Genomic DNA, 24,755 nt, shown 5'->3' on the forward strand with positions numbered 1-24,755 from the left:
ACCTGGAGCCGGTTAAGGCTCCTGTCCTGCTTCCCCTGTATGATCGTGTGTTTCTTTCAGCACATCACTCATATAGATTCGTATGGTAGAGCCCTGCTCCACCCTTGCTCCTGGCTTCGGAGCCTGGTTAATTACGTACTTACCACTGCCGGACTTCGCCAGCATAAAGTTCATGTTGAGATCTTCATACAGATCTTCTACCGTTGCACCTGTGAGATCGGGAACCGTAACAATTTTGGTTTCGCCATACTTGTATTCTTTCGCGACCTGATCCTTGCGCACAGGAACATTCATATAGTGCAGCGAGTCTTCAAGAATATTTTGTACAATCGGAGCTGCAACGACACCTCCGAACTGAATCCCTTTTGGATTATCGACAGCCGTGTATACTACGATCTGTGGATCATCTGCCGGAGCAAAGCCAATAAAGGATACAATATGCTCGGTAGAGGAATAACGTCCGTTAATTACCTTTTGGGCTGTACCTGTTTTGCCGCCTACTCGATAGCCGTCGATGAAGGCCGGTCTTCCTGTGCCTTTTGCAACAACACTTTCCAAAGCCTCACGAACCTGCTTGGATGTGTCTTCCGAAATGACCTGTCGTACAAGTTCAGGCTTGACTTCTTCCATCACTTCACCCGTTTCAGGATGAACCCATGCTTTGGTTACATAAGGTTTGTAGAGCTTGCCTCCATTGATGGCAGCCGATACGGCCGCCACTTGCTGAATGGGTGTAACGGAAACGCCTTGCCCAAAGGCTGTTGTCGCAAGCTCCACAGGACCCACTCGGGACAGCTTGAACAAAATACCACTCGCCTCACCGCTAAGATCAATACCTGTTTTGGTTCCGAATCCAAAGTCTTTGATGTAAGAAAACAAGGACTCTTTACCCAGCTTTTGACCTAGAGCCACGAACCCGGGATTGCACGAGTTTTCCACGACTTGCAGGAAGGTTTGACTCCCATGTCCGCCTTTTTTCCAGCAGCGCAGCCGGGCACCACCAACCTCAACATATCCTGGATCAAAAAATTGATCCTGCTGAAGATTCACCTTCTTCTCTTCCAGTGCTGCCGCCAAAGTAATGATTTTAAACGTTGAACCCGGTTCGTATGTCATCCATATCGGTAAATTCCGGTTATAGATTTCAGACGGATACTGCTGGTAATCCGCTGGTTCATACCCTGGTCTGCTGGCCATGCCGAGGACTTCACCCGTCTTCGGGTTCATGGCGATCGCCAGAGCGGAGTTCGCCTGGAATTTGACCATGGCCTGATCCAGTTCCCTTTCCATAATGGATTGGATCGATTTGTCGATCGTCAGCTCCAGGTTAAGACCATCTCTTGGTTCCACATACTTCTCAGATGAGCCCGGCATAAGCCTTCCGGCCGCATCGGACAAGTAGGACACACTGCCATTTAGACCGGTCAACTTCTCATCATACCTTTTTTCGACCCCGGTCAATCCTTGGTTATCAATCCCCGTAAAACCAAGAATGTGAGCAGCCAGATCATCATAAGGATAGAATCGTTTATTATCCTCTGCAACAACGATACCCGGAAGCTTCAAATCACGAATGCGCTGAGCTTTCTCCATCGTAATTTTGCGGCCGCCGGGTTGTAGTCGTACAATCAGTTCTCTTTTCTTGATGGTTGCCAGCACTTTCTCTTCAGTCATTCCAAGTAAAGGGGCTAGTGCCTTCGCTGTAGTCTCCGCTTCCTTCACTTGAGCCGGAATTGCCATAATCGTCGGTGTAGTTACATTATAGGCCAGAGAGGTACCGTTGCGATCCAGGATCTCTCCCCGTTTGGCTGAGTATGGAATGTTACGCCGCCAGGACTCCTCTGCTTTCGCAGACAATTCCGGGCCTTTCCCGAGTTGTACATAAGCAAGCCTGATCACCAGGGCCGAAAATAACAATACCAAAATGAGCAAACTCCATAACAGCCTGCGCCGTAGATTTACACTTGAACCCTTCACGAAAAGATCCCCCCACTCGTCCCAAAATCATGACCTCGTTCATTCATGAATATTCGGGACAACCGGGGGTTAGAACAAGCTATAAATTCAATGGCTATGGGAGGACCGGATCAATCGCGGCACCAGAAGACGAGTCCGTCTCATTGGCTGGAGCCTCTGTTCCATCCGAGTTTCCCGTTTCTTCTGTCTTGCTGGACTCTTCTGCTGTCCCCTCTTCCTCCAAAGCAGCATCCGAAGACTCAGGATCTTCATCCGCTATTCCGGTTACTGCGGCCTTGGCAGTCTGCAATGTGAGCTGTATGGTCCGCTGTTCCCCGGAGACCTGCTCCTTTTGACTCACGACATAACCCTCACCCTTGACAATCACTCCTACTTTCATGAGTGAAAGAACTTCCATGGCATCACGAAGTGATTCCCCTGTCAGATCAGGCACTTTCATACTGCTGCTGTCTTCCGTAAGCAGGTAGATTCGCTGACCTGGGTTCATTAATTCACCTGCAGCAGGGTACTGGCGAATAACACTCTCGCCCTTCCCTAGGGTCTCGTAAGCAATTCCTGCATTCAGAAGCTGGCTTCTAGCCTGTTTGGCTGTTTTCCCAGTCAAGTCAGGAGTCTTCGTCTGAACGATAGTAGCTGCCTTTTTGTCCGTGGTCTTTGTCGTATCTTTCGGAACACCCATGTATTGCAGGGTTTGACTGACAATTTTTTTGAATACTGGAGCTGCTGCAGCACCACCACCAATGTTGGTTCCACTCGGTTGGTCAATGACGACCAGCATCGCAATTTTGGGATTGTTAACAGGGGCAAATCCGATAAACGAAACGACGTCTTTCGTTTTACTATATTCCCCGTTCACCCATTTTCTTGCTGTTCCCGTTTTACCAGCAACCCGGTATCCTTCGATATAGGCATTGCGCCCAGTACCGATCTGCTGGTCTGCTACAACCTGTTCCAAATAGCCACTGACCAGTTTCGCAGATTCCTTGGAGATGACCTGACGAACCTCTTTTGGCTTGGTCACTTCAGTTGTTCCGTCATTTGGATTGATGATTTCCTTCACCAGATGTGGAACCATCAGTTTCCCACCATTGGCAATGGCCGAGATAGCTGCCACCTGCTGGATTGGGGTTACCTGTACGAGACCATGACCATATGCAGCCGTTGCAATTTCAGATTTGTACACCAACGGTTTGATTGGTGAAGCGGACTCGCTCGGCAGATCAATGCCCGTCTTTTGGCCGAATCCGAATTCGTCTATGTAATGACGCAGACGTTCGCCGCCAAGCATGTTGTAACCGAGATTAACAAAGGCAACGTTACTTGAACGTTTGACGCCTTCGAGATAGGAAATCGTACCATAAGCGTGGCCATTATCACTAATCGAAAATCCCCCAATGTTGATCCGTTTGGACTCAAACGTTGCGTTGGGATCAAACAGCTTCTCTTCTACAGCACCCGCCAGTGTAACAATCTTAAATGTCGAGCCTGGTTCGTAGATGGACTGTGTCGCATGATTGATGAAATCTTTTTGATCCGGGGTTTCCCAGTACGTATTGGGATTAAAATTCGGCCAGTTCGCCATGCCCAAGATTTCCATTGTGTTTGGATCCGCTGCAATGACGGTCATACTGAGCGGATTATACTGAGCAACTGCTTCCTTAATGGCATCTTCAATGTAAAATTGAATAGTATCATCAATCGTCAGCTTCAGGTTATTTCCGTTTTGAGGTGGAAGATAGTTATCCTGAGAATCTGGAAGCTTGATGCCTTTGGCATCCTTTTGGTAGTTCAGGTAACCATCAGTGCCCGTCAGTTCTTCATCATACGAAACTTCAAGCCCGTTTACAGCTTTACCATCACGACTCATGTAACCCAGAAGATGCGATGCAAGCGTCTCTTCGGGGTAAAACCGCTTCGATTCCTGTGCCATTACGATGGCGTTCTGAGCCTTGTACTCTTCCTTCAGTTCTTCCCTCAGCGCAGTTACTTTCGCTGCCAATTCCGGGCTGATTTTGTACCCCTCACTACGAACCTCACGTTGTTGATAAAAACTACCATCTTTCTTCTTAGCTGTCACCAAAGCACGCATTTCACTTTCATTCTTGCCAAGTATTGCTGCGAGCTTGGTCGTAACGACATCTTCAATCCCAAGTTCATGGATCATCTCGGGATTGACCGACACCGTATACGCTGGCGCATCCGTTGCCAGAATGTTGCCGTTCCGATCCGTAATAGACCCCCGGCTTGCCTTAATCGTCTGCTCACGTTCCACCAGCTCGGAGGCATATCCTTGCCAGGTACTGCCGTTTACAACTTGAATAAAAAAGATTCGGGTTATCAGTACAAGAAAAAAGAGGGTAATACATCCCCCTATAAGCAGCGTGCGCATCTTTATTCTTTTTACCATCGGTACACCTCTTTACTTACTTGCTGTATCCGAAGACGACTCTGTATCCTGTGAGCTCGTTACACCTGTTGAACGAGGCACGATAATAACGTCTTTGCCGGACGCTTCTACATAGCCAAGTTTGCGTGCATTTTCAATAACCAAATTGTTCAGTCTTTCCTTTTCAACCTGCAGGTCAGCAATGGTTCTCTCCGCTTCTCTTGTCTCGGACAACGTTGATTGAGCCTGCTTGTTCAGATCATAAATATGAGCATAGCGCCACATCAGTGCACCACCGATAACGATACAGACGATCAATGTCATCAGATACAAGAATTTCTCTCGTGCAGGAAGACCCGTACGACGAGTCACCACTTTGGTGGTTTCCTTGTACCGCTGCTGCGTCACACGTTCTTGGGTTGCTTTTTCTTTCACTGCAAGGTTACCACGTGTATATGCCATACAAAGACTCTCTCCTTCGCTCTTGGTTTACAGTTTCTCGGCTACGCGCAGTTTAGCTGAACGTGCACGGGAGTTCTCGGCCAGTTCCGTATCCGTCGGAATCAGCGGTTTTCTGTTGACTAAACGCAGTACACCTTTACCGCCGCACACGCATAACGGAAAGTCAGGCGGGCACGTACACTTCTCCAGATAACTGCTGAATATTTGCTTGCAAATCCGATCCTCAAGCGAGTGAAAGGTAATAACAGATACACGTCCACCTGGTGCAAGACACCGAACCGCCTGATGCAATGCTTCCTCAAACGCACCCAGCTCATCATTCACTGCAATCCGCAAAGCCTGAAAACTGCGCTTCGCTGGATGTCCACCTGTACGGCGAGCAGCAGCCGGGATGCCTTCCTTAATCAATTCCACTAGCTCTCCTGTGGTCTCGATAACAGCCTGGCTTCGTTTTTCCACAATGACGCGGGCAATTCTTCTTGAAAACTTTTCTTCACCATAACGATATAAAATTCGGGCAATCTCCTCTTCAGGCCATTCGTTGACAATCTCTTTGGCTGTCAGAAATGCATCCTGATCCATCCTCATGTCCAGCGGAGCATCGTGATTGTAACTAAATCCACGCTCTCCTTCATCGAATTGAGGTGATGACACACCCAAATCGTACAAAATGCCATCCACCTGCGGCACGCCGTCCTTCATTGGGACATCCAGTTCTTTCAGAACCTGCTCCAGATCACGGAAATTCGTCTTCACCAGCGTGATGCGATCTCCATACGAAGCAAGCTTCTCGCGTGCATTATCCAATGCCCAATCATCCTGATCCAGTGCGATAAGCCTTCCCCCTGGACCGAGCTTGGAAGCAATGACGGAACTATGTCCTCCTCCACCTAAAGTGCAGTCCACGTATATACCGTCCTGCTTGATGTTTAATCCCTCTGTTGCCTCTTCTTTGAGTACGGTTATGTGGTGAAACAACCTGCACCCCTCCTGACTTTTATAGATCAAAATTAAAATCGACCAGCTTTTCGGCAATGTCGTTGAATGCTTCCTCGGATTGATTGAAATAACTCTCCCATATGCCTTTGCTCCAGATCTCCACCCGGTTCGACACGCCAAGAACAACACAATCCTTGTCCAACTTGGCATATTCCCGTAAATTGCCCGGTAAATTTACCCTACCCTGTTTGTCCAATTCACATTCGGTAGCACCCGAGAAAAAAAAGCGGGTAAACGCACGTGCATCCGACTTCATCAAAGGCAGTGCTTTGAGCTTCTGTTCCATGACCCCCCACTCCTCCATAGGGTACACGAAAAGACACTGGTCCAAACCCCGTGTGACAACGAAAGACGGCCCCAGAGATTCGCGGAATTTGGCCGGAATAATAACCCGACCCTTGTCATCAATGCTATGTTGGAACTCCCCCATAAACATTGGCCCACTCACTCCTCACCCGTTTCTCCCACTTTGCCCCACTTTCCACCACCTAAGCATAATAGATTCGCACTAAAAAATCAAAACCCTTCTTGCTTGCTTGATTTTTTTCAATTTGCTTCATAAGAAAAACGCCTTTGATCCTCTTGCTCAGGATCAAAGGCGTTTCCCCGGTACCGGTTATTCTACTTGCAATCGCTAATGAGCCATATCATCAATACACTATTTTAAACCCTTTGAATCAGTTCATCAGCTTGTAATTATTGGGTTCCCCTAAAACTTCCAGCTGTCCAGATATTTTTCTTGTTCAGCTGACAATGAATCAATAGAGATATTCAGGCTCTCCAGTTTGTAGCTGGCAACTTGCTGGTCAATTTCATAAGGTACGTTAACAACGGTTTTACCCAATGCAGCGTAATTCTCACTAACGTAACGCAAGCCCAAAGCCTGCAATGCAAACGTCGTATCCATAATCTCAGCAGGGTGGCCATCCGCTGCACCCAGATTCACGAGACGTCCTTCTGCAAGAAGGTACATTTTACGTCCATCTTTGAAACGATACTCTTCAATATTGCGACGCACAGTGCGGATGGACTCTGAACGTTTGGCAAGCTCAGGTTTATTCACTTCCACATCGAAATGCCCTGCATTGCTCAAAATTGCTCCATCTTTCATCACGTCATAATGTTCACCTGTGATCACGTCTTTGTTGCCAGTAACAGCGATGAAGAAATCGCCCAATTTGGCTGCTTCCACCATCGTCATGACACGGAAACCGTCCATATGCGCTTCAACCGCTTTGATTGGATCAATTTCAGTTACAATGACATTGGCGCCCAGACCTTTGGCACGCATCGCGACACCTTTACCACACCAGCCGTATCCTGCTACAACAACATTTTTCCCAGCTACCACCAGGTTGGTTGTACGGATAATGCCATCAAAGGCTGATTGGCCTGTGCCATAACGGTTGTCGAACAGGTATTTGCAATAAGCGTCATTAACCGCAACCATCGGGAACTGCAGTTGTCCTTCTTTCGCCAAAGCTTTCAGACGGATAATACCTGTTGTCGTTTCCTCTGCGCCTCCACGAATCGTTGCCGCAAGGTCAGGACGTTCGGAAGCGATAATGGTTGCAAAGTCGCCGCCGTCATCAATAATCAGGTCGGGTTTAACTTCCAATGCACGAAGCTGGAGCTGCTTGAACTCTTCTGGCCCCGGATTGTATTTGGCATACACGGTAACACCATCTTCTACAAGAGCCGCACATACATCATCTTGAGTTGACAGCGGGTTACTGTGTGTAATAGTCACTTCTGCGCCGCCAGCCTGAATGACTTTTGCCAGGTAAGCTGTTTTGGCTTCAAGGTGAAGACAAATGGCAACCTTTAGTCCTTTGAAGGGAAGATCCTGCTCAAATTGGCGACGAATGCGGTTCAATACAGGCATATGTGCTTCAACCCAGTCAATTTTCAAGTGTCCTTCTGAAGCAAGTCCCATATCTTTAACAATACTGTTTTGCAGTGCAGGTGTAGTCATGCCCATCCTCCTCGTTTATCTGTGTTTCTTCTATTATAAAGGTCTGCTGAACCACACAGTTACAGTTCAATCACTTGATGTTGACCCCGGAATTCACGTCCGCTCTCAATGAGCTCCTGAATCCACTTGGTTCCATAACGGTTTAAGTAGTAGAGCGCATTGTGCACTCGTTCCTGTGGTTTGTTCATAGGGAAGAGCGAGTTCTGTATGCCGTTCCAATGTCTGAGTCCAACCTCATGTTTATCCGCGATCGCCTTCTGTGTTTGCTTTTGCAGATATTGCATCTGTTCGTTGATCTTTCTCAGATTCGTATCACCGATCCGATCCAGTCCAGGGTGAATTTGCGCAAGCTGATCAAGCAATGGACGATAAAGCTCAGCAAAGGATTGCTGGACTTGCTCAAATTGCTCCTCAACCTGGAACGTTTCCTGTCCTGCGAGCCACTTCTCTCTTTTTTCTTCCATATGATATTGCACATCTTGGAAAGAGAGCTGGTACTGATTCATGTGCTTGTGATGGACATCCTCCAATATGGTGAAGGACAACCTCGGCAGCAAGATGGGCATTTGCAGACCAAACTCACGGAATGCAGTTCTGGTTAGTCCCCAGTATGCAATCTCACCCTGCCCCAATATCACCGCAGCTACAGGCAGCACGGAATCCTGCATTAAAGGCCGGGTGAGCACATTATTACTGAATCTCTCGGGATGTTCCCTCAACTCCTGAAGCAATCGTTCTTCTGTAAAAGACACTAGCCCTTTTCGATCCGTGTACAAACCATCCTTCAGGAACAGGAGCAACCGGGTTTCATCATGGATATAAAACAAATTTGCTCCGTCTTCAGCGACTTCTGCCGGCATTGGATAGCCCGCTTCCTGTACCTTAGAAGCACCCTGCAAATAAGCTTCACGCAATGAGCCATTCTCACGAATCAATCGTTCAAATACAGGGCGTTCCAGTTCTCTTAATCCGGAATCCGCCGCATCCATTAGAACAAGTCCAGTACTGCCAAACAATGCCGACACCATTCTCCCAAAAGCATCACTAAGATTCGAGCTGGACTGATGAATCGAGATGAGCATCTCCATTAATCCTGGTTTATGTACAGTATCCGGCAGAAGATGCTCCACCTGCTCGATTACGTTCATCCATTGTTCCGTCTCAATCGTGACCCCGCTCACCGAATTTCGGCCATCGAACCGCCCATGCAGCTTAACCTTGATCATTTCGCCCTTGTGACCAGGCAGATAGGTGTGATTCACTTCATCCCAGTCATGGTCTTCACCAGCGATCCAAAATACGGGAACGACCGGACGCTGGAGCTTGGCTTCAGCTTCACGGGCAGCTGCCACAACACTCGCAGCTTTGTAGATGACAAATAACGGCCCTGTCAACAAGCCGCTCTGCTGCCCACCCGTAACTACAAACGTACCTCTCTCGGCCAAACGTGCAATAGAATGATGTACTGCTTCGTGATCATTCAAACGTTTGTTATATATACGTAAATACTCTACCAGGTTCTCGCGATCCACACGTGTGTTCTCCGACTGATCCAGCCATTCGGCACGCGCATGAAGTCCGGACTCCCAGTGAATGTCATACTCATAAAGGCCCCGCGCAGCATCACGTGAGCAGATATAATCTTCTGCAAGTTGCGTTCCGCTGCGGAGTGCCTCGGTAATACCTTTCATGAGGTCTGCCTCCTATTCTGCTTCAAAGAGCCTTTCTTGATTGTACCGAACTACAGGCCACTTCGTCAAAAGAAAGTCGCCTAAAAAATCAAAAAACCGCCGAACAAGCCGGCGGTTTAATAACATAATAAGTCCAAAAGGAATATAATTCCTTAAACGTATGGTTCGGAAACCCAGTGACCTTTGGAAATCTCAATCAATTGAGCATTTTCCAGGTTATACGGATCGTTTACCGGACCCGTTGCTCCATTTTGGATTGGTCCAGACTGTTCGTCTGGCAGCAAAATGCGGCGTTTGTTTGCTTCCACTTCCGGATCAGGTACAGGAATAGCAGATAGCAATGTTTTGGTGTAAGGGTGAACAGGGTTAGAGTAAAGCTCTTCACTCTCTGCCAGCTCAACCACTTTACCCATGTACATAACAGCAACACGGTCACTGATATGCTTAACCATCGACAAGTCATGTGCAATGAAGAGGTAAGTCAGACCAAGACGCTGTTGAAGCTCTTCGAGCAACTTAACCACTTGAGCTTGGATGGATACATCAAGTGCTGACAGAGGCTCGTCACAGATGATGAATTTAGGATCCACAGCAAGCGCACGGGCAATACCAATCCGTTGTCTTTGACCACCGGAGAATTCATGCGGATAACGAAGCGCATGGCTTGGATTCAAGCCTACGAGATCCAGCAACTCTTCTACACGTTTCTTCCGCTCTTTACTGCTGGAAGCCAGTCCGTGGATATCCAGTGATTCTCCGATAATATCCATAACGTTGAAACGTGGATTCAGTGATGCATATGGATCCTGGAAAATCATCTGCATGTCTTTACGCATTTCTTTCATTTTGCGTGGAGACAGCTTATAGATATCCGTTCCGTTAAAGTTTACATTTCCGCCCGTTGGCTCATAAAGGCGAAGAATCGTGCGTCCTGTTGTGGATTTACCACATCCGGATTCGCCTACAACCCCAAGGGTTTCGCCTTCAAAAATATCAAAGCTGACATCATTAACCGCTTTGAGAATGTTTCCTTTACCCAAATTGAAGTATTGTTTCAGGTTCTTCACTTCAACTAGCGGCTTGTTGGCACCTTTGATAATACCAGCCGGAGTCGGTTTTTCTTTCTTAGGCTCGTCCAAACGAGGCAAGGCGTTCAACAATTTAATCGTATATGGATGCTTAGGATTGCTGAAGATTTCAGCTGTTGTTCCCGTTTCCACAACTTCGCCTTCCTTCATAACGACAACCCGATCACACATACCTGCTACTACACCAAGGTCATGGGTAATGAGCATGATGGAAGTGCCAAGCTTTTGCTGCATATCTTTCATAACGTCCAGGATTTGTGCCTGAATCGTTACGTCGAGTGCAGTTGTCGGCTCATCCGCAATCAGAAGCGATGGACGGCATGCCAGGGCAATGGCGATCATTGCACGCTGACGCATACCACCGGAAAATTGGTGTGGATAGTGATTCATGCGGATTGCCGCATTTTTGATACCCACGAGCTCCAACATTTCCAGAGCGCGTTTCTCCGCTTCTTTTTTGGACATGTTTTGGTGTTTGCGAAGCACTTCGGTAATTTGTTTACCGACTTTAATTGTAGGATTCAATGAAGTCATTGGATCCTGGAAGATCATCCCGATATCTTTACCGCGGATAGCTTCCATTTGTTTATCTGTCTTTTCGAGCAGGCTCTGCCCGTGAAAAGTAATCTCTCCACTTTTAACCTTCGAAGGCGGGGAGGGAATCAACTTCATGATGGTTTGGGCGGTAACACTCTTACCACTACCGGATTCACCAACAATCCCTAGCGTCTCTCCTTTGCCAAGTTCAAAACTCACATTTTTAACGGCATCAAATTCACCAGAACGTGTTGTAAATGACACGCTTAGGTCTTTGACTGTTAAGATTGGCTCCATAATCCCACCTCCTATTTCTATTTACGCAATTTCGGATCGAGTGCGTCACGCAGACCGTCTCCGAGCAAGTTAAATGCAAGCATTGTAAGTACCATCAGACCTGCAGGGAACCACATCCGCCAAGGATACAGCGTCCAGCCTGTCAAGGCGTCATTGATCATTGAACCCAGGGAAGATTTCGGTGCAGATACACCCAATCCAAGGAAGCTCAAGAACGCTTCAGCAAAGATGGCATTTGGAATAGATAGAGTCAGCGTTACGAGAATTGGTCCTACTGCATTCGGCAGCAAGTGACGGAACAATTGACGTCCTGTGCTTGCCCCCATGGAGCGCGCTGCAAGAATAAAGTCTCTGTTTTTCAATTGCATAATCTCACCACGTACAATCCAGGACATGCTGATCCAGCCTGTAATTGTAAGGGCAATGATGATTGTCGTAAGGCTTGGTTCCAAAACAACGAGCAACAAGATTACAACGAGCATGTAAGGCAGGGAATAGAGAATCTCGGAGAACTTGTTCATGATACCATCAACACGTCCACCGTAGAAGCCCATAATCGCTCCGTAGATAACCCCGATAACAAGGTCAATCAAGGCAGCGGCAAGACCTACAGTAAGGGATACACGTGCACCTACCCACGTTCTTACCCATACGTCACGACCGAGCTCGTCCGTTCCGAACCAGTGCTCCGCACTTGGCGCTGCATTGGCGTTAAGCAAATCATTAGAATAATAATTATAACTTGTGAATATCGAAGTTGGACCAATCAAAGAGAAAATGACAACAAGAACCAGAACGCCTAAACTGATCATCGCGGCCTTGTTGGTTGCAAGTCTGTACATGGCGTCTTTCCATAACGATACACTTTCTTGCGATTTCACCGCTGCCTGACTATCCAGGGCAGTGTTCGCCGTTTCTTTATTGTTATTGTTCGTGCCAGACAACGTTATGCCCCCTTCCGGCTTTCCAGCTTAATTCTAGGATCAATCAGCACATATGCGATATCTGTAAGGAAACGTGCCAACATCAGGAGGATACCATAGAAAATCGTAATCCCCATGATCATTGTATAATCCCGGTTCGTGATACTTTCTACAAATACTTTACCAATTCCCCCGATGTTAAAGATTTGCTCAATAACGACGGAACCCGTGATGATGTTAGCTGTCATCGGACCCACATAAGTTACAACGGGAAGAATACCGTTACGAATAACGTGTTTAAACATGATTGCAGGCCATTTCAGACCTTTGGCTTTTGCTGTCTTAATGTAATCCGCGTGCAGTACTTCGAGCATGCTGGAACGCGTCAAACGTGCGATAAAGGCAATCGGGGATGCAGACAATGCCGCAACCGGAAGTACATAGTCAAGCGGTCCGTCGAATCCCATAACGTTAAACCAGCCCAGTTTGAAGGCGAAAACGTATTGAAGCAGGGATGCGAGCAAGAAGCTCGGTACCGCGATACCAATTACCGCCAGGATCATCGTGACATCATCGATCAGCTTACGATGGTAAACTGCAGCGATAAGTCCTAGCAAAACCCCAACGACGACAGAGATCACAATAGCAAAGATCCCCAGTTTCAGAGATGCTGTAAATGTTTGAGTAATCATGTCGCTTACTTCTTGATTCAGATATTTCATTGAAACACCAAAATCACCTTTGAGAATTCCACCCATATACTTCAGGTATTGTTCATACATCGGTTTGTCCAGCCCATACTTCTCTTCCAGTAGTGCCCGAATTTCAGGCGATACTTTTTTCTCGGATGTAAAAGGGTCACCCGGAATGGCCTTCATCAGGAAGAAGGTTGCTGATGCGAGTATGAAAAGCGATAGCAGCATAAATAGCAATTTTTTCAGCACGTACTTAACCAACCCTTGCACACCTCCAAAAACAATATTTTGTATACAAATCGATTGTAGAATTAGACATGAATAAAGTCCAATCCATTTATCGGAAATTTCAAGAATTATAAGGAAAATCGGTGCACATACAAAAAAATCGGGATATATATGGAATTCCACATATATATCCCGAAGTAATCATATAGACTTCAGAACAACTTATTTCTCTTCCAGATATGCACGAGTGAAGTCAATTGCTCCACTGAAATCAAGTTGTACGCCTTTCAGGTAAGGCTTAGTCAAAGATACGTTAGTGTAGTAGTAAATCGGCATTACGCCCATTTCATCTTGAATCAGGATTTTCTCAGCGTCAGCAAATGCAGCCATACGTGCAGCTGGATCAGCAGATTTTACAGTGTCTTTAACATCTTTGTCGTACTGTTCGTTGCTGAATTTGGAATCATTGTTTGTGTTTCCAGTAGTCCACATTTCCAGGAAGTTGTATGGATCGTTGTAGTCAGCAGACCATCCTGCACGAGCGATTTGGAAGTTTTGGTTTTGACGGTTCTCAAGGAACACGCCCCACTCTTGGTTTTCTGTTTTCACGTCAACACCAAGATTTTGTTTCCACATATCTGCAATCGCCAAAGCAATTTTTGCGTGACCATCACTAGTGTTATAGATCAAAGTAACAGCTGGCAAAGTTGTGTATCCTTCTTCTTTCATACCTTCAGCAAGCAATTTTTTAGCTTCTTCAACATTTTCAGTGAAGTAGTCGTCTTTGTGCTCATCACGGAATTCGCCGTTTTCACCACGGATACCTGGAGGTACAAAGCCGAATGCTGGGATTTGTCCACCTTGTGTAACCTTGTCAACGATCAATTGACGTTGAATGGACATTGCAAATGCTTTACGGATTTTAACGTTGTTAAATGGTGCTTCATTTACGTTGAACTGGTAGTAGTACGTACTTGCAATACCTGTTGCTTTGAATTCATCCGGCAATTCCGCTTTTACAGAAGGAATTTGGTCAGATGGAATTTCACCGTTAGGTGCACCAGTGTAATCCAGTTGTCCAGACTTGTAAGCTTGCAGCTCGGAAGCACTGCTGCTTGTCAGGGACATGTTGATTTCAGACAATTTGATGTCGGAAGCTGCGTGGTAGCCTTCGTTTTTCTTAACTACGATTTTTTGACCTTTAGCGTATTGATCCATTACAAATGGTCCGTTAACGATCATGTTTTTGTAGTCTGTGAAGAATTTATCGTTTGTGTCAGCAGATTGGTGTACTGGGTAGTACGTGTAGAATGCTGTCAGACCCAAGAAGTAAGGTGTTGGGTTTTCCAACGTTACTTCAAGTGTGTGCTCATCAGTAGCTTTTACACCCACTTGGGAGAAATCTGTGATTTTAGTACCTTTGTAAGTTTCGTCTTTGCTGAGGTTGTAACCTTCAGCGCCTTTGATGTAGTACAATTGGTACGCGTACGGGGAAGCCGTTTCCGGTTTCAATGCACGTTCCCAAGAGCGAACGAAGTCTTCTGCAGTGATTGCATCACCGTTGCTCCATTTAGCGTCCGGGTTCAGGTTGAACACATATTTCAAACCATCTTCGGAAATTGTCCAGTCTTTTGCAACGCCTGGTGCTTCTTTACCATCAGCATCGATGCGTACAAGACCTTCATACAAGAATTTCAGAACAGTGTTGGTTTGGCTGTCTTTTGCCTGAGCCGGGTCCAACGTAGGAGGTTCAGCTGTCAGGTTAATTTTCAGCACTTGATCTTTTGCGAGACCGCTTTCCTCGCCTGCAGAGCCAGTTCCCGTGTTACTTGTTGTGCCTTCATTTTTCGATCCGCACGCTGCAAGTACGGTACCGAACGCCAGAATCAGCGTCAAAAGGACTAATAGACTTTTCCTTTTCATCTAACACTTTCCCCCTAAATTGATGTGGTTTATGTTTATAGATTATACAACCACCGGTCAAAAAAATCTACATTACTTTTTCAGAAAGTAATGTTTTTTTCAGTTTTCGACAAAATCGACACATTTTTTAGCCGTTTTGCGTTATGTAACCTTACATCTGTTTCATTAAGTATCTAAATAAGCCAAATATAGTAAACAAGACATACCCAAAAGTCATCATTACAAAGGCCATGCGCCAAACGGCCCGGAACATTCGACCCCCATCGACCTTTCCTTTCAGCCTATTTTGAGCCCCTCCAATCAATCCAAGTGCAATTAGTATGAGTATCATTGTTAAATAAAATCCAAAATTCGAATCAAATGTTAAGTTGAATAACGCCGAAACCGAGAAAATCAGAAAAACTGTGGTGACATCCATTGCGGTGCGAAGTGAAGCTCGTTTATCCTTTTTCCACCCATACATGGCCCAGTACACAATAAGAAACGGAAAAAACGGTAGTATGCTCAGCACAATAAAAAAACCCATTAACTCACTCCTTCCGGCCTAATTCCTTCGATCAGATGAAGCATTAATTCATGCTGCGGAGCAGTCATCCCACACCGATGCGCCAGTTGTACCATTTGCCCACTGATGGATTCCACTTCGGTACGCCGCCCTTGCATAACATCTGCGAGCATTGAGGATGTATTCGAAGCCGTCGATCGACAAACGGATAGAATTTCCTCCCACATGTCTGTACCCACCATAATATCGCTAGCCTTATAAATGGCTGAAGCTTCATCATATAAACGGCGCATGACCTCTAAGCGATAATCATTCTGAAGCAATCCTCCATTCGGTATTCTCCATATCGCGGTGAGTGGATTAATGACAGCATTGATCAGAAGCTTCCTGTATATCAGCTTATCGATTTGATTCGACGCTGTACAGTTAAATCCTGCCTGCTGCAATAGTGCCTGCAACCGAACTTCTTCCAGATTCCGTGAGGCTTCTTTCTCTAGTTCTTTCGTATGTACATCTCTACCAAACCAGGTATGTCCCTCACCAGCCCGTTTTACCCCGTACTGCAACCTCTTGGCACCTTCAGTAGTAACTGCCCGGTATATGCTGGACAGCGGCAAGGCAGCTTGTATCTTCTCAATATGGCCCATCCCGTTCTGGAAGCAGACAATGTTAAGAATATAGTCCTTCATCGTCTCCATGCTATGAATAACATCATCTATACTTGTCTGCTTAACCATGAGGAGAAGCCAGTCACCAGGTTGATCATGCCAGTGAGCAGATAATTCGCTAATTGAATAGGCCTGAATATGTTGAGGAAGCAATTGGATCTTCTTCCCCTGCTCTGTAATCGTTAGTCCGTGTATACGCAGTTCTTCCGCTTGTTCAGGCGTTCTTGTCCAAAACCGCACAGCATAACCCGCAGCCTGAAGCTTTCCTCCATATAAAAGACCAAGTGAGCCAGCTCCTACAATGTCGATCACCATGAGACATCCCTCTTCCACTCTCAATACTTACTTCTATATATAATAGAACAAATATTTCAAACAAAAAACCCGTCTTACCTGCCGTTTGTAACGGAGATGTGACGGGCCTGATCCAATATCGTCATTCTTACAATTTGTTCCGTTATTCAATTCGTTCCAGATTGCCGTTGGCATCCATTTTGAAACGAGTTTTTAGTTCCTCATCTTCTTCAGCCAGAAAAGCAAGCCTGCGTGCACGATCCATGATCTGAATCAATGCCTTATAATCATCATTTACGACACGGTAATCGGTTTGTACTTCATTCACTTGTTTGGATAAACGGTCATTTTCACAACGAAGCTCATGGAGTTCATCTTCTTTTTCACGAAGTTCCTTTTCGAGCATTTTGAGTTGACGCCCATTTTCCTGAACATTTCCTTTCCACTGGCGCAAGAAGCGAATTACTGCATCAATGGATAAGGAGTCTTCTGACACTCCATCGGCCTTGTACAGGCTTTCTTCCGTATCCAGTGTAGATAGAGCTGCGACCTGTGGTCCAAGCAAAGCTGGCTGTTTTCGGAGATAACTTCTCTTTTGACGCTGTGCCTTCGCATTGCTGATGGCAGACTCATACTTTTTACGCACACAGCTGTTCCAGCGAAAACCGCAAGCGGCAGATGTTCTGCCTATTTTTTCGCCCACTTCCTCGAAGGCCGCGAGTTGTGTGCTGCCTTCCCGAATATGCCGTAAAGTCACCTCAGCCAAGATCAAATCGTCCTCTGTACTCCAAGCATCCTGTCTCACTGCAGTCATGCTATAATACCCTCCTAACAACATCCTAAAATAACCGTCCTCATTACCGGTTTCCCGGTTGGTGAATTAGGTATAAAAGCTGCTTCATTCATTCTTATGCCTCTCATAGAGTTCATAGAATTGATTTCATACTAAAATGTATGTCCATATTTGCGAGCACTCATACCTTACATATGGAAAAGGTGACCTATTTGCTGACGGATTCGATAAAAAAGAATTCGCTTTCATATCCAATTCTGTTTACACCTTTTTCCTTTCCCGGTATAATGTTGTGTAGACAATCTATGATCGTACATAGAGAGGAGGACTAACCGTGGCACGCATGTTTCGGGTACTCGGGTTCTTCACGCTAACGATTGGCCTGATGGCTTTTGCGGGAGATTTGGTCGAGATGGCTTTGCTCTTTTTCCTGCAGACTGCGTTTTTCGTCATTTTGGGGTATTTAAAATTCACCGAAAGAACATACATATTGCTCTTCTGGGGTTATATGATCGTTACTTTCACAGGGTTCAGCTACTGGACTGTGTTCCAAATGGGGTTGCCGCTTTAATCCGCCAACAGCATCAAAGCGATTCGGCCATATGCCGTATCGCTTTTTTGTTTTTCCTTTATGACTTGCTGATTAATGGGTTGTTTTCAGAGTTATGTAACCACTAAGGATATTTCAAGATTTCATTTCATATATTGTCTGGAAGACAGAAGCCTGTACAATGAATATTGTACTTAAAGGAAAGGAGAATGATGCGGTGAACCGTCGATATAGCATTTGCGCCCTAATCCTATGCATACTACTATTTGGTCAACCTACATTGGCATATGCCTATGGGGAACCTTCACCTGAGGAAACACGCGAAATTTTGCAGAAGAGTCTGTCCATCGTGGAAATCGATCATGAAATTGAACGTATTGCCGTAAGGCAGAAGGAACTCAATCAACAGCAGGAACAATTGAATGTTCAGCTCCAGGAACAGGAAGATCAAATACATATTCAGCAAGATCGGGCAGGTGCTGTGGTTAGGTCGTATTACACTGGAGAACGAGACAGCCTTCTCATGACGGTCCTGGGGGCCAGATCGTTCAAAGACTTGTTTATCTTGTTTGACTACTACCAAATTATTATTGGCAGAGATCAGGCAGTGCTAAGCAAATATCAGGACCGTTATCGCAGCATGCAGGAAACTTCCATGAAAATAAGTCAGACTACAGCTGAGCTGGACGAACTAAAGACCAATCTGGTAAGTCAGCGAGAACGTGTCGTCGCATTGCAGAAGGAAGTAGACGGACAAGTTTCGGCAAGCGGGAACCCGGCAGCCATTCAGAAGTTAATGGAGGAATTGACCATTTATTGGGAGAATGTTGGCATTTACGAGGTCAAACGTTATTTCAGAGCACTAGCAGCGGCCATGCAAAATCTGCCTCAGTTTATACAAGAACAGAATGGCGGAATTTCCACAACCGGAACAGCTTATACCATTCGAATTGAACAAGACGATCTGAATCAATTCCTGCGTGAACAGAACCCGATCTTCGAAGATTTCGCCTTTCAGTTTGACGAGGACCGAATTACAGCCTCCGGACAGCGTGATCAGTTACAGCTCAGTATTGAGGGTCATTATACGGTAGAAAACGAACCTCAGAACTCGATCCGTTTTCATGTAGATAAACTTGTTTTTAACCAGTTAGAACTACCTGATACGACAAGACGTATGCTTGAAAAGGAATTTGATCTTGGATTCTACCCGCAGAAGATTCTGTCCTTCGTGAAAGCTACAGATGTATCGACAAGCAAAGGAGTACTTGAAGTTAAACTCGCTATATCATTTTGATGATTGCTGTATGTTTAACATGTCACTCACATATTGATTCGCAGAAATCTCTCCATGAATAAACTGTTGAACTTTCTTATTATATTGTAATACAAGCTCGGGGTTATCCATCACAGGAGTTTCAGATGTTTTGGACACGAACCATTCTCGACCATTACCACTCATTATTTGCCCTTCGGCTGAGAGCTGCTGAGACACTGTGTTCAATTGCTGCTGTTGGCCAGGCAAATGATGAGCTTGCTCGTACCAGTCTGATTGCACGGAATTGGAGGTCATGCCCTCAATCCATCGACTGGCCTGCTCTGCTTCATGTGAACCCGACGTAATTACGAAACTTCTGGACGTAACAAGTGCAAGGGGTTTGAACATAATCCGATTCGGCAGACGATCTTCAGTTAATGCCAGATCATTGTTCACCAGTTGGGAAAAAGGGGTCACCACCATTAACGCTTCTTCCTGCATATCCTTATCAATAAAATCCGGGTTGGTATTTTGGACCTGAATGTAAGGCTGAACCCGGTTCAGCACCTGCAGCGCCTGTTCATTTCCCCCAGTTATATGCGACTCCGTTGCCGTTTTCAACGTACTCGGAGCGACTCCAGACCCAAACTCATTTAACCAAGCATCTGCTGCATAAGCATCATCGATGTTGATCGCAAGTAACTTCTGGCTCTTATTCTCCATTTGATTAATAATCCTGGTCCACTCATCCAAGCTTTGTGGTAACCGTTCCAACCCTGCATCAGCTAGAGATTTGGACCGTGATGCAAGAACGTAAGGGTCGAAATCAAATGGCATTCCCCATTGATAACCATTCCACTCTGTCTTCTCCCGCAATGGAGATACCGAGTCACCGAGCGCCTTCGACAACGTTGTTGCATTTAAAGGGTACAGATGCCCTCTTTTGGCATAACCCTGAATTTCCTCACTATCAAGCAGGATAATATCCCCGCTGTCCCCTACAGCAAGCTCGTTATCCAGTACCTCCTTGTATGTATCCGAGACTAGATTCCGTAGCTTGATTTTCACCACCCGTGCGGCAGCAACTTGTTTTGCGATTGCCGAGAACACCTGAAACTCACTTTCAGACATCGAAACGACAATTTCAACTGGCGCCTGTTGATTCTCACTACGGGTTACAGCATTGGGGAAGGCATCATTCTCCTGATCTTGATCTTGGTTCTGTGGTACTCCTCTAAAATCAAAGCTCGGAGACAGGATCGTCAATGAAAGCAGCAGCACTGCAAATAAAACAACCTGATGTCTACGCTTCATTAACTCTCCACCTCGCTCCCTATATTTTTCCTGTAAAGTTTATTGTAACAAAAAAGTAGTACTCCTGTCCTATCCTGCCAAAAAACATATTTTTGAGATTTTGCATACTAAGAAAATACATAGGTCTGTGCAATAACTCTTTTTAAATAATTCAGCAAAAAAAGACCGGCTCCAGCGAGCCGATCTTTTTCTATATTTTCCCGGGAAATATATCCGCTTAAATTTATAACAAATCCGCCGCCAATTGAGCCAGTTTGGACCGCTCCCCTTTTTCAAGCATAATATGTCCACTAATGCCCTCTTGTTTGAATCGTTCCACAACATAAGTCAGACCATTGCTCGCAGAATCCAGATACGGATGATCGATTTGCTCAGGGTCACCCATTAGTATGATTTTACTGCCTTCACCTACACGCGAAACGATGGTTTTTACTTCATGACGTGATAGGTTCTGGGCTTCATCCACAATAATAAATTGACCAGGAATGGAACGTCCGCGTATATACGTTAATGCTTCCACCTGTATACTGCCTAGTCCCATCAAAATTTTATCGATATCTCCAGCCTTTTTGGTATCAAACAAAAACTCTAGATTATCATATATGGGCTGCATCCACGGTCTCAGCTTCTCTTCCTTTTCCCCTGGCAGATAACCGATATCCTTCCCCATGGGAACCACCGGCCTCGCAATCAATAACTTTTTATATTTATGATCATCTTCCACCTTAAGAAGGCCTGCTGCGAGAGCCAGTAAGGTTTTACCTGTGCCTGCTTTTCCCGTAATGGTCACGAGTGGTATATCATCATTCAAAAGCAATTCCAGCGCCATACGCTGCTGAGCATTTCGAGCACTAATCCCCCATACGTTATCATTGCTTAGGAACAGCGGCTCAAGTTTGGTTCCCTCCGTATTTACCTTCAGCAGTGCTGATTTGTTGGTACCCATTTCATCCTTAAGAATCACAAATTCATTAGGATACAGCTTATAGGACAACTGCAATGGTTTAATTGGCAGAAAACGATATGTGTAAAACTCATCGATTACCGACGGATGAACTTTCAAGGCTGTATAGCCCGGATATAGTTCACTGAGCCCTGCAGTCCGATCGGACAAGTAATCTTGAGTGAACAGACCGAGTACATCTGCTTTGATCCGCACAAGTACATCTTTGCTTACCAACACAACCTGCCGTTCCACAACCTCTTTCTCATTTTCTTCAATTTGATAATTCAGCGCAACCGCCAGGATTCGGTTATCATTGGTGATTTCACCGAACATTTCTTGTACCCTTACAAAGCTGCGATGATTCAATTCGACCTTCAGGTTACCTCCATTGGCGAGAGGAACTCCACTGTGCAGGTGACCCAGTTCACGCAGACCATCAAGCAATCTCGAAACATTTCGGGCATTGCGGCCAATCTCATCCGCATTTCTTTTTTTAGAGTCAATTTCCTCCAGTACAACCGCGGGAATGATTACCTCATGTTCCTCGAAGGCAAAAATGGCATTGGGGTCATGCAGAAGCACGTTGGTATCCAATACAAAAATCTTTTTCATTCAATCCCCTCCAAAGCGGCGTCGTTAAAGGCATGGTTTGGAACGTGAACTCGGGAATGCCGGATTAGATCATAGGTTTTTCCATGCACAAGCAGTCCTTTTTTCCATTCCCGAGCTCATCTGTGATCGTGTGATCTTTCAGCAGCGGCATGGACAATCATGCTCCCATACATAAATGTATTCGTCTCGGACAAAATAATTGCAACATTCTGAAAAACTCCAAGAAAGGATGAACATTTATGAGATATTGGGTTTGTACGCTGCTTCTGATCTTTATACTTACAGGCTGCAACAACACCACACGTAATGCCTCTCAAGAGCAGCAAGGAACCCATGCGAGGGGGTACGGAGGGAATGTTACAACACGGCAAGATCAACAAAACGGATCCCACATGCTCTATACAGAGGATGACCGAATGAATCCTTCACGCCTTGACCGTTTCAATGAGAATACGGGTGAAGTTCACGAACTGAACGTTGCTGATGATAACCAGACAGGCCGCATGACCAATGATAATCGAATCAATCATCTCAAGGCACTTGCCAAGCAAGTGGAAGGTGTCAAAGACGCCAATTGTGTCATTCTCGGAAATACAGCCGTCGTTGGCATTGATGTAGATGGCGAACTGGAACGTGCTCGTGTAGGAACAATTAAATATTCCGTTGCAGAAGCTTTGCGCAAAGATCCAGAAGGTGTTGATTCCATTGTTACCGCTGATGCAGATGTTTCTGAACGAATCAAAGAGATTGGAGAGCATATCCGTCAAGGACATCCCATTTCTGGTTTTGCCTCTGAACTCGCTGACATGGTGGGACGAATTATCCCTCAGCTTCCGAAAGATGTCAAGGTCCGCCAAAACCCAGATGAGCAGACTCCGAATGAACAAGCTCCTAATAAACAACATTTGCAGCAGCATACGACTGACAAAAAGCAACAAAAAGCCCAGTGATTTCTCACTAGGCTTTTTTCATGGCAGCAAAAACCTGCTCATCTAATTTCTCAGCAGCACGCTGATCGTATATTTTGACATATTGAGGCATAGAAGATAGCTGGGCTCCATAAAACAGGGCATTTCTGACCGCTTCAATGGAGATGTCGAAACAGCACATATTAAAGGGTACATCCTGCAATGGGTCCTGTCGAACAGAAGCACGTCCATTGATCGCATAAACCGTTTCTTCTCCAAATACCGTAACGGTAATCAACGGATTTTGTTTCATGTTGTTCACGAGACGTGAACGATGATCCAAAGCGACCCGAAGCGTGGACGCATTCTCCGCATAGATCCAGGAAATTGCGGTGGATGTCGGGCCTCCAGATTCAATGTCTACCGTATTCAGGAGTACAAACGTTTCGTTCTTGAATTGCTGCAAAAGAGATTCAGTCAATTGTGTGACGGCTTCGGACATTAAACCAGCCCTCCCTAACCTTCTTTATGCAATTCTTGATACTATGAATGATGTTATTATAACATACCCGGAAACTTGCTTCCAATCCCCCAGCTACTCTGCCGCCGGAGTAGCTGTTACTTTGCCTGAGAGCGTGTCCTGCAAGGCTTGCTTTGCATTGGCCAGCTCCGTCTCATTCACATAAACATAAGGGCTTCTCCAGTCCCCCGTCACAGGCGTATAGTGCACATCCGATTTGGAAATGTTCCAATACGTCGAAATAAAGTTTTTCATCTGTTCGGATTCCACGTCGGTTGTCATATTGTCATCAATTGCACCAATGACTTTGCTAATCTTCGTCACACCACCAAGCGATTTCATCTGATCCAGCATGGAGTTCAGTACCTGGTTTTGCCGCTTATTACGGTCAAAGTCATTGGATTCAGCCGTTTTGGGATCACAGTTGGATTTGCGGTAGCGCACAAAATCGAGTGCTTGCTTACCGTCCAGATGCTGATCACCCGCAACCAGATTAATATCTGTATTGTCGGCCGTATCCCGGTAACACATATTTTTGTCGACCGTCACATCCACACCACCTACGGCATCAACAGCATCGCGGAATGCCTGGAAGTTAAGCACCGTTGTGTAATTGATATCGACGTCAAAATACTTGCCCATCATTTCTTTCATCTGATCCTCAGCGTTCTTACCTGAGGTCTTCTCTTGGGCTTTAAACTTAGGATAGTATGAATTCAGTTTATTCGCCTTGTATCCTTCAAGTTCAATCCGCGTATCACGCGGCAAGGAAACAATAGTGGCCGTTTTGGTATCCGGGTTCATAGCTGCTACCATGACAACATCGGATAGATACGTTCCGGTTTCAGGACGGTTATCTGTACCCAACAGCAGCATGGTAATGGGCTTGGTCTTGGCTGACATCCCTGGAGGCACTGGTTTGTCAATGCCGGTGTCCGCCACCTGATTATACACCCAGTAGAGATATCCCCCACCTACAATGATGGCAATCACCAAAAGGCTCAAAACGAATTTGGCAAATGTGCGCATCCGCTTTTTCTTTTTCGGTGGCTTGCCTTTACTGTTGTTAGACCCTGAAGCTCCGGAATGGGATGGTGCCTGTCTACGCGGAGGCAGTCCGTTCGAATTCGAGTTCATATCTTCAACACCTTTATCACATCTGTTTTGGTCCAAATAAAAGACAACCGCTTTCCCGAAGGAAAACGG

At 45.8% G+C, this 24,755-nt stretch carries 21 protein-coding genes; 3 read left to right on the forward strand and 18 right to left on the reverse strand.

The annotated features are described in order from the left end of the window. Nucleotides 1-12: 12 nt before the first annotated feature. From F4V51_RS20555 to F4V51_RS20620, 14 genes are all read right to left on the reverse strand, one after another. Nucleotides 13-1,977, reverse strand: a complete 1,965-nt coding sequence (locus tag F4V51_RS20555) for a stage V sporulation protein D (protein ID WP_153979424.1) — start codon at nt 1,975-1,977, stop codon at nt 13-15. 94 nt (nt 1,978-2,071) lie between these two features. Next, a complete protein-coding gene (locus F4V51_RS20560; RefSeq protein ID WP_153979425.1) occupies nt 2,072-4,384 on the reverse strand; it encodes a penicillin-binding transpeptidase domain-containing protein in 2,313 nt (770 codons plus the stop codon). Nucleotides 4,385-4,396: 12 nt separating this feature from the next. Then, nucleotides 4,397-4,825: a hypothetical protein gene (locus F4V51_RS20565; protein ID WP_153979426.1), complete on the reverse strand. Its 429-nt coding sequence runs from the start codon at nt 4,823-4,825 to the stop codon at nt 4,397-4,399. 27 nt (nt 4,826-4,852) lie between these two features. Continuing rightward, the gene (gene rsmH / locus F4V51_RS20570) at nt 4,853-5,803 is read right to left on the reverse strand and encodes a 16S rRNA (cytosine(1402)-N(4))-methyltransferase RsmH (protein WP_095289960.1); all 951 of its coding nucleotides are present in this window, start codon (nt 5,801-5,803) and stop codon (nt 4,853-4,855) included. 19 nt (nt 5,804-5,822) lie between these two features. Then, the gene (gene mraZ / locus F4V51_RS20575; RefSeq protein ID WP_017687291.1) at nt 5,823-6,260 is read right to left on the reverse strand and encodes a division/cell wall cluster transcriptional repressor MraZ; all 438 of its coding nucleotides are present in this window, start codon (nt 6,258-6,260) and stop codon (nt 5,823-5,825) included. A gap of 273 nt (nt 6,261-6,533) precedes the next feature. Continuing rightward, nucleotides 6,534-7,799: an adenosylhomocysteinase gene (locus tag F4V51_RS20580; protein ID WP_095289956.1), complete on the reverse strand. Its 1,266-nt coding sequence runs from the start codon at nt 7,797-7,799 to the stop codon at nt 6,534-6,536. A gap of 59 nt (nt 7,800-7,858) precedes the next feature. Continuing rightward, nucleotides 7,859-9,490, reverse strand: coding sequence for a bacillithiol biosynthesis cysteine-adding enzyme BshC (bshC, locus tag F4V51_RS20585; RefSeq protein WP_153979427.1), 1,632 nt, complete (start codon nt 9,488-9,490; stop codon nt 7,859-7,861). Between the two features lie 152 nt (nt 9,491-9,642). Beyond that, nucleotides 9,643-11,412 (reverse strand): ABC transporter ATP-binding protein, encoded by a 1,770-nt coding sequence (locus F4V51_RS29405; protein WP_153979428.1) that lies wholly within the window; start codon nt 11,410-11,412, stop codon nt 9,643-9,645. A gap of 17 nt (nt 11,413-11,429) precedes the next feature. Then, nucleotides 11,430-12,311, reverse strand: coding sequence for an ABC transporter permease (locus F4V51_RS20595; RefSeq protein ID WP_390583035.1), 882 nt, complete (start codon nt 12,309-12,311; stop codon nt 11,430-11,432). Nucleotides 12,312-12,358: 47 nt separating this feature from the next. After that, nucleotides 12,359-13,291, reverse strand: a complete 933-nt coding sequence (locus F4V51_RS20600; protein ID WP_153979430.1) for an ABC transporter permease — start codon at nt 13,289-13,291, stop codon at nt 12,359-12,361. Between the two features lie 189 nt (nt 13,292-13,480). Further along, entirely contained in the window at nt 13,481-15,181 is a 1,701-nt protein-coding gene (locus F4V51_RS20605) for a peptide ABC transporter substrate-binding protein (RefSeq protein WP_153979431.1), read from the reverse strand. A gap of 151 nt (nt 15,182-15,332) precedes the next feature. Next, nucleotides 15,333-15,707, reverse strand: a complete 375-nt coding sequence (locus F4V51_RS20610; RefSeq protein WP_153979432.1) for a DUF3397 domain-containing protein — start codon at nt 15,705-15,707, stop codon at nt 15,333-15,335. Continuing rightward, nucleotides 15,707-16,669, reverse strand: a complete 963-nt coding sequence (locus F4V51_RS20615) for a ketopantoate reductase family protein (RefSeq protein WP_153979433.1) — start codon at nt 16,667-16,669, stop codon at nt 15,707-15,709. Before F4V51_RS20615 ends, F4V51_RS20610 begins: the two co-directional genes overlap by 1 nt. A 142-nt stretch (nt 16,670-16,811) precedes the next feature. Next, nucleotides 16,812-17,462, reverse strand: coding sequence for an RsfA family transcriptional regulator (locus tag F4V51_RS20620; protein WP_153979434.1), 651 nt, complete (start codon nt 17,460-17,462; stop codon nt 16,812-16,814). Nucleotides 17,463-17,775: 313 nt separating this feature from the next. Here F4V51_RS20620 and F4V51_RS20625 point away from each other — a divergent pair, with 313 nt between their 5' ends. Together F4V51_RS20625 and F4V51_RS20630 are read left to right on the forward strand one after the other, a co-directional pair. Further along, nucleotides 17,776-18,012, forward strand: coding sequence for a DUF2626 domain-containing protein (locus F4V51_RS20625; RefSeq protein WP_095289941.1), 237 nt, complete (start codon nt 17,776-17,778; stop codon nt 18,010-18,012). Between the two features lie 196 nt (nt 18,013-18,208). Beyond that, on the forward strand, nt 18,209-19,288 hold the full coding sequence (locus F4V51_RS20630; RefSeq protein ID WP_167301704.1) for a coiled-coil domain-containing protein: 1,080 nt from the start codon (nt 18,209-18,211) through the stop codon (nt 19,286-19,288). Here F4V51_RS20630 and F4V51_RS20635 read toward each other — a convergent pair. Both F4V51_RS20635 and F4V51_RS20640 read right to left on the reverse strand, forming a co-directional pair. Next, nucleotides 19,280-20,563 (reverse strand): extracellular solute-binding protein, encoded by a 1,284-nt coding sequence (locus F4V51_RS20635; protein ID WP_153979436.1) that lies wholly within the window; start codon nt 20,561-20,563, stop codon nt 19,280-19,282. The two genes, F4V51_RS20630 and F4V51_RS20635, sit on opposite strands and share 9 nt — an antisense overlap. A gap of 223 nt (nt 20,564-20,786) precedes the next feature. After that, a complete protein-coding gene (locus F4V51_RS20640) occupies nt 20,787-22,121 on the reverse strand; it encodes a PhoH family protein (RefSeq protein ID WP_095289936.1) in 1,335 nt (444 codons plus the stop codon). Nucleotides 22,122-22,360: 239 nt separating this feature from the next. Here F4V51_RS20640 and F4V51_RS20645 point away from each other — a divergent pair, with 239 nt between their 5' ends. Beyond that, complete coding sequence (locus F4V51_RS20645; RefSeq protein ID WP_153979437.1) at nt 22,361-23,071, forward strand: YhcN/YlaJ family sporulation lipoprotein; 711 nt, start codon at nt 22,361-22,363, stop codon at nt 23,069-23,071. 7 nt (nt 23,072-23,078) lie between these two features. Here F4V51_RS20645 and F4V51_RS20650 read toward each other — a convergent pair whose 3' ends face one another. Further along, complete coding sequence (locus tag F4V51_RS20650) at nt 23,079-23,531, reverse strand: pyridoxamine 5'-phosphate oxidase family protein (protein WP_095289932.1); 453 nt, start codon at nt 23,529-23,531, stop codon at nt 23,079-23,081. A 93-nt stretch (nt 23,532-23,624) separates the two neighbouring features. Beyond that, nucleotides 23,625-24,686: an LCP family protein gene (locus F4V51_RS20655; protein ID WP_153979438.1), complete on the reverse strand. Its 1,062-nt coding sequence runs from the start codon at nt 24,684-24,686 to the stop codon at nt 23,625-23,627. Nucleotides 24,687-24,755 lie beyond the last annotated feature (69 nt).

Source organism: Paenibacillus xylanilyticus (assembly GCF_009664365.1).
In the GTDB taxonomy this organism is placed as follows: Bacteria; Bacillota; Bacilli; order Paenibacillales; family Paenibacillaceae; genus Paenibacillus; species Paenibacillus xylanilyticus_A.

Bases quoted from the DNA above. Each gene is read 5' to 3' on its own strand.
- F4V51_RS20560 (WP_153979425.1), bottom strand. From the start codon at position 4,384: ATGGTAAAAAGAATAAAGATGCGCACGCTGCTTATAGGGGGATGTATT.
- F4V51_RS20565 (WP_153979426.1), bottom strand. From the start codon at position 4,825: ATGGCATATACACGTGGTAACCTTGCAGTGAAAGAAAAAGCAACCCAA.
- mraZ (WP_017687291.1), bottom strand. From the start codon at position 6,260: ATGTTTATGGGGGAGTTCCAACATAGCATTGATGACAAGGGTCGGGTT.
- F4V51_RS20580 (WP_095289956.1), bottom strand. From the start codon at position 7,799: ATGACTACACCTGCACTGCAAAACAGTATTGTTAAAGATATGGGACTT.
- bshC (WP_153979427.1), bottom strand. From the start codon at position 9,490: ATGAAAGGTATTACCGAGGCACTCCGCAGCGGAACGCAACTTGCAGAA.
- F4V51_RS29405 (WP_153979428.1), bottom strand. From the start codon at position 11,412: ATGGAGCCAATCTTAACAGTCAAAGACCTAAGCGTGTCATTTACAACA.
- F4V51_RS20605 (WP_153979431.1), bottom strand. From the start codon at position 15,181: ATGAAAAGGAAAAGTCTATTAGTCCTTTTGACGCTGATTCTGGCGTTC.
- F4V51_RS20610 (WP_153979432.1), bottom strand. From the start codon at position 15,707: ATGGGTTTTTTTATTGTGCTGAGCATACTACCGTTTTTTCCGTTTCTT.
- F4V51_RS20615 (WP_153979433.1), bottom strand. From the start codon at position 16,669: ATGGTGATCGACATTGTAGGAGCTGGCTCACTTGGTCTTTTATATGGA.
- F4V51_RS20620 (WP_153979434.1), bottom strand. From the start codon at position 17,462: ATGACTGCAGTGAGACAGGATGCTTGGAGTACAGAGGACGATTTGATC.
- F4V51_RS20635 (WP_153979436.1), bottom strand. From the start codon at position 20,563: ATGAAGCGTAGACATCAGGTTGTTTTATTTGCAGTGCTGCTGCTTTCA.
- F4V51_RS20640 (WP_095289936.1), bottom strand. From the start codon at position 22,121: ATGAAAAAGATTTTTGTATTGGATACCAACGTGCTTCTGCATGACCCC.
- F4V51_RS20645 (WP_153979437.1), top strand. From the start codon at position 22,361: ATGAGATATTGGGTTTGTACGCTGCTTCTGATCTTTATACTTACAGGC.
- F4V51_RS20650 (WP_095289932.1), bottom strand. From the start codon at position 23,531: ATGTCCGAAGCCGTCACACAATTGACTGAATCTCTTTTGCAGCAATTC.
- F4V51_RS20655 (WP_153979438.1), bottom strand. From the start codon at position 24,686: ATGAACTCGAATTCGAACGGACTGCCTCCGCGTAGACAGGCACCATCC.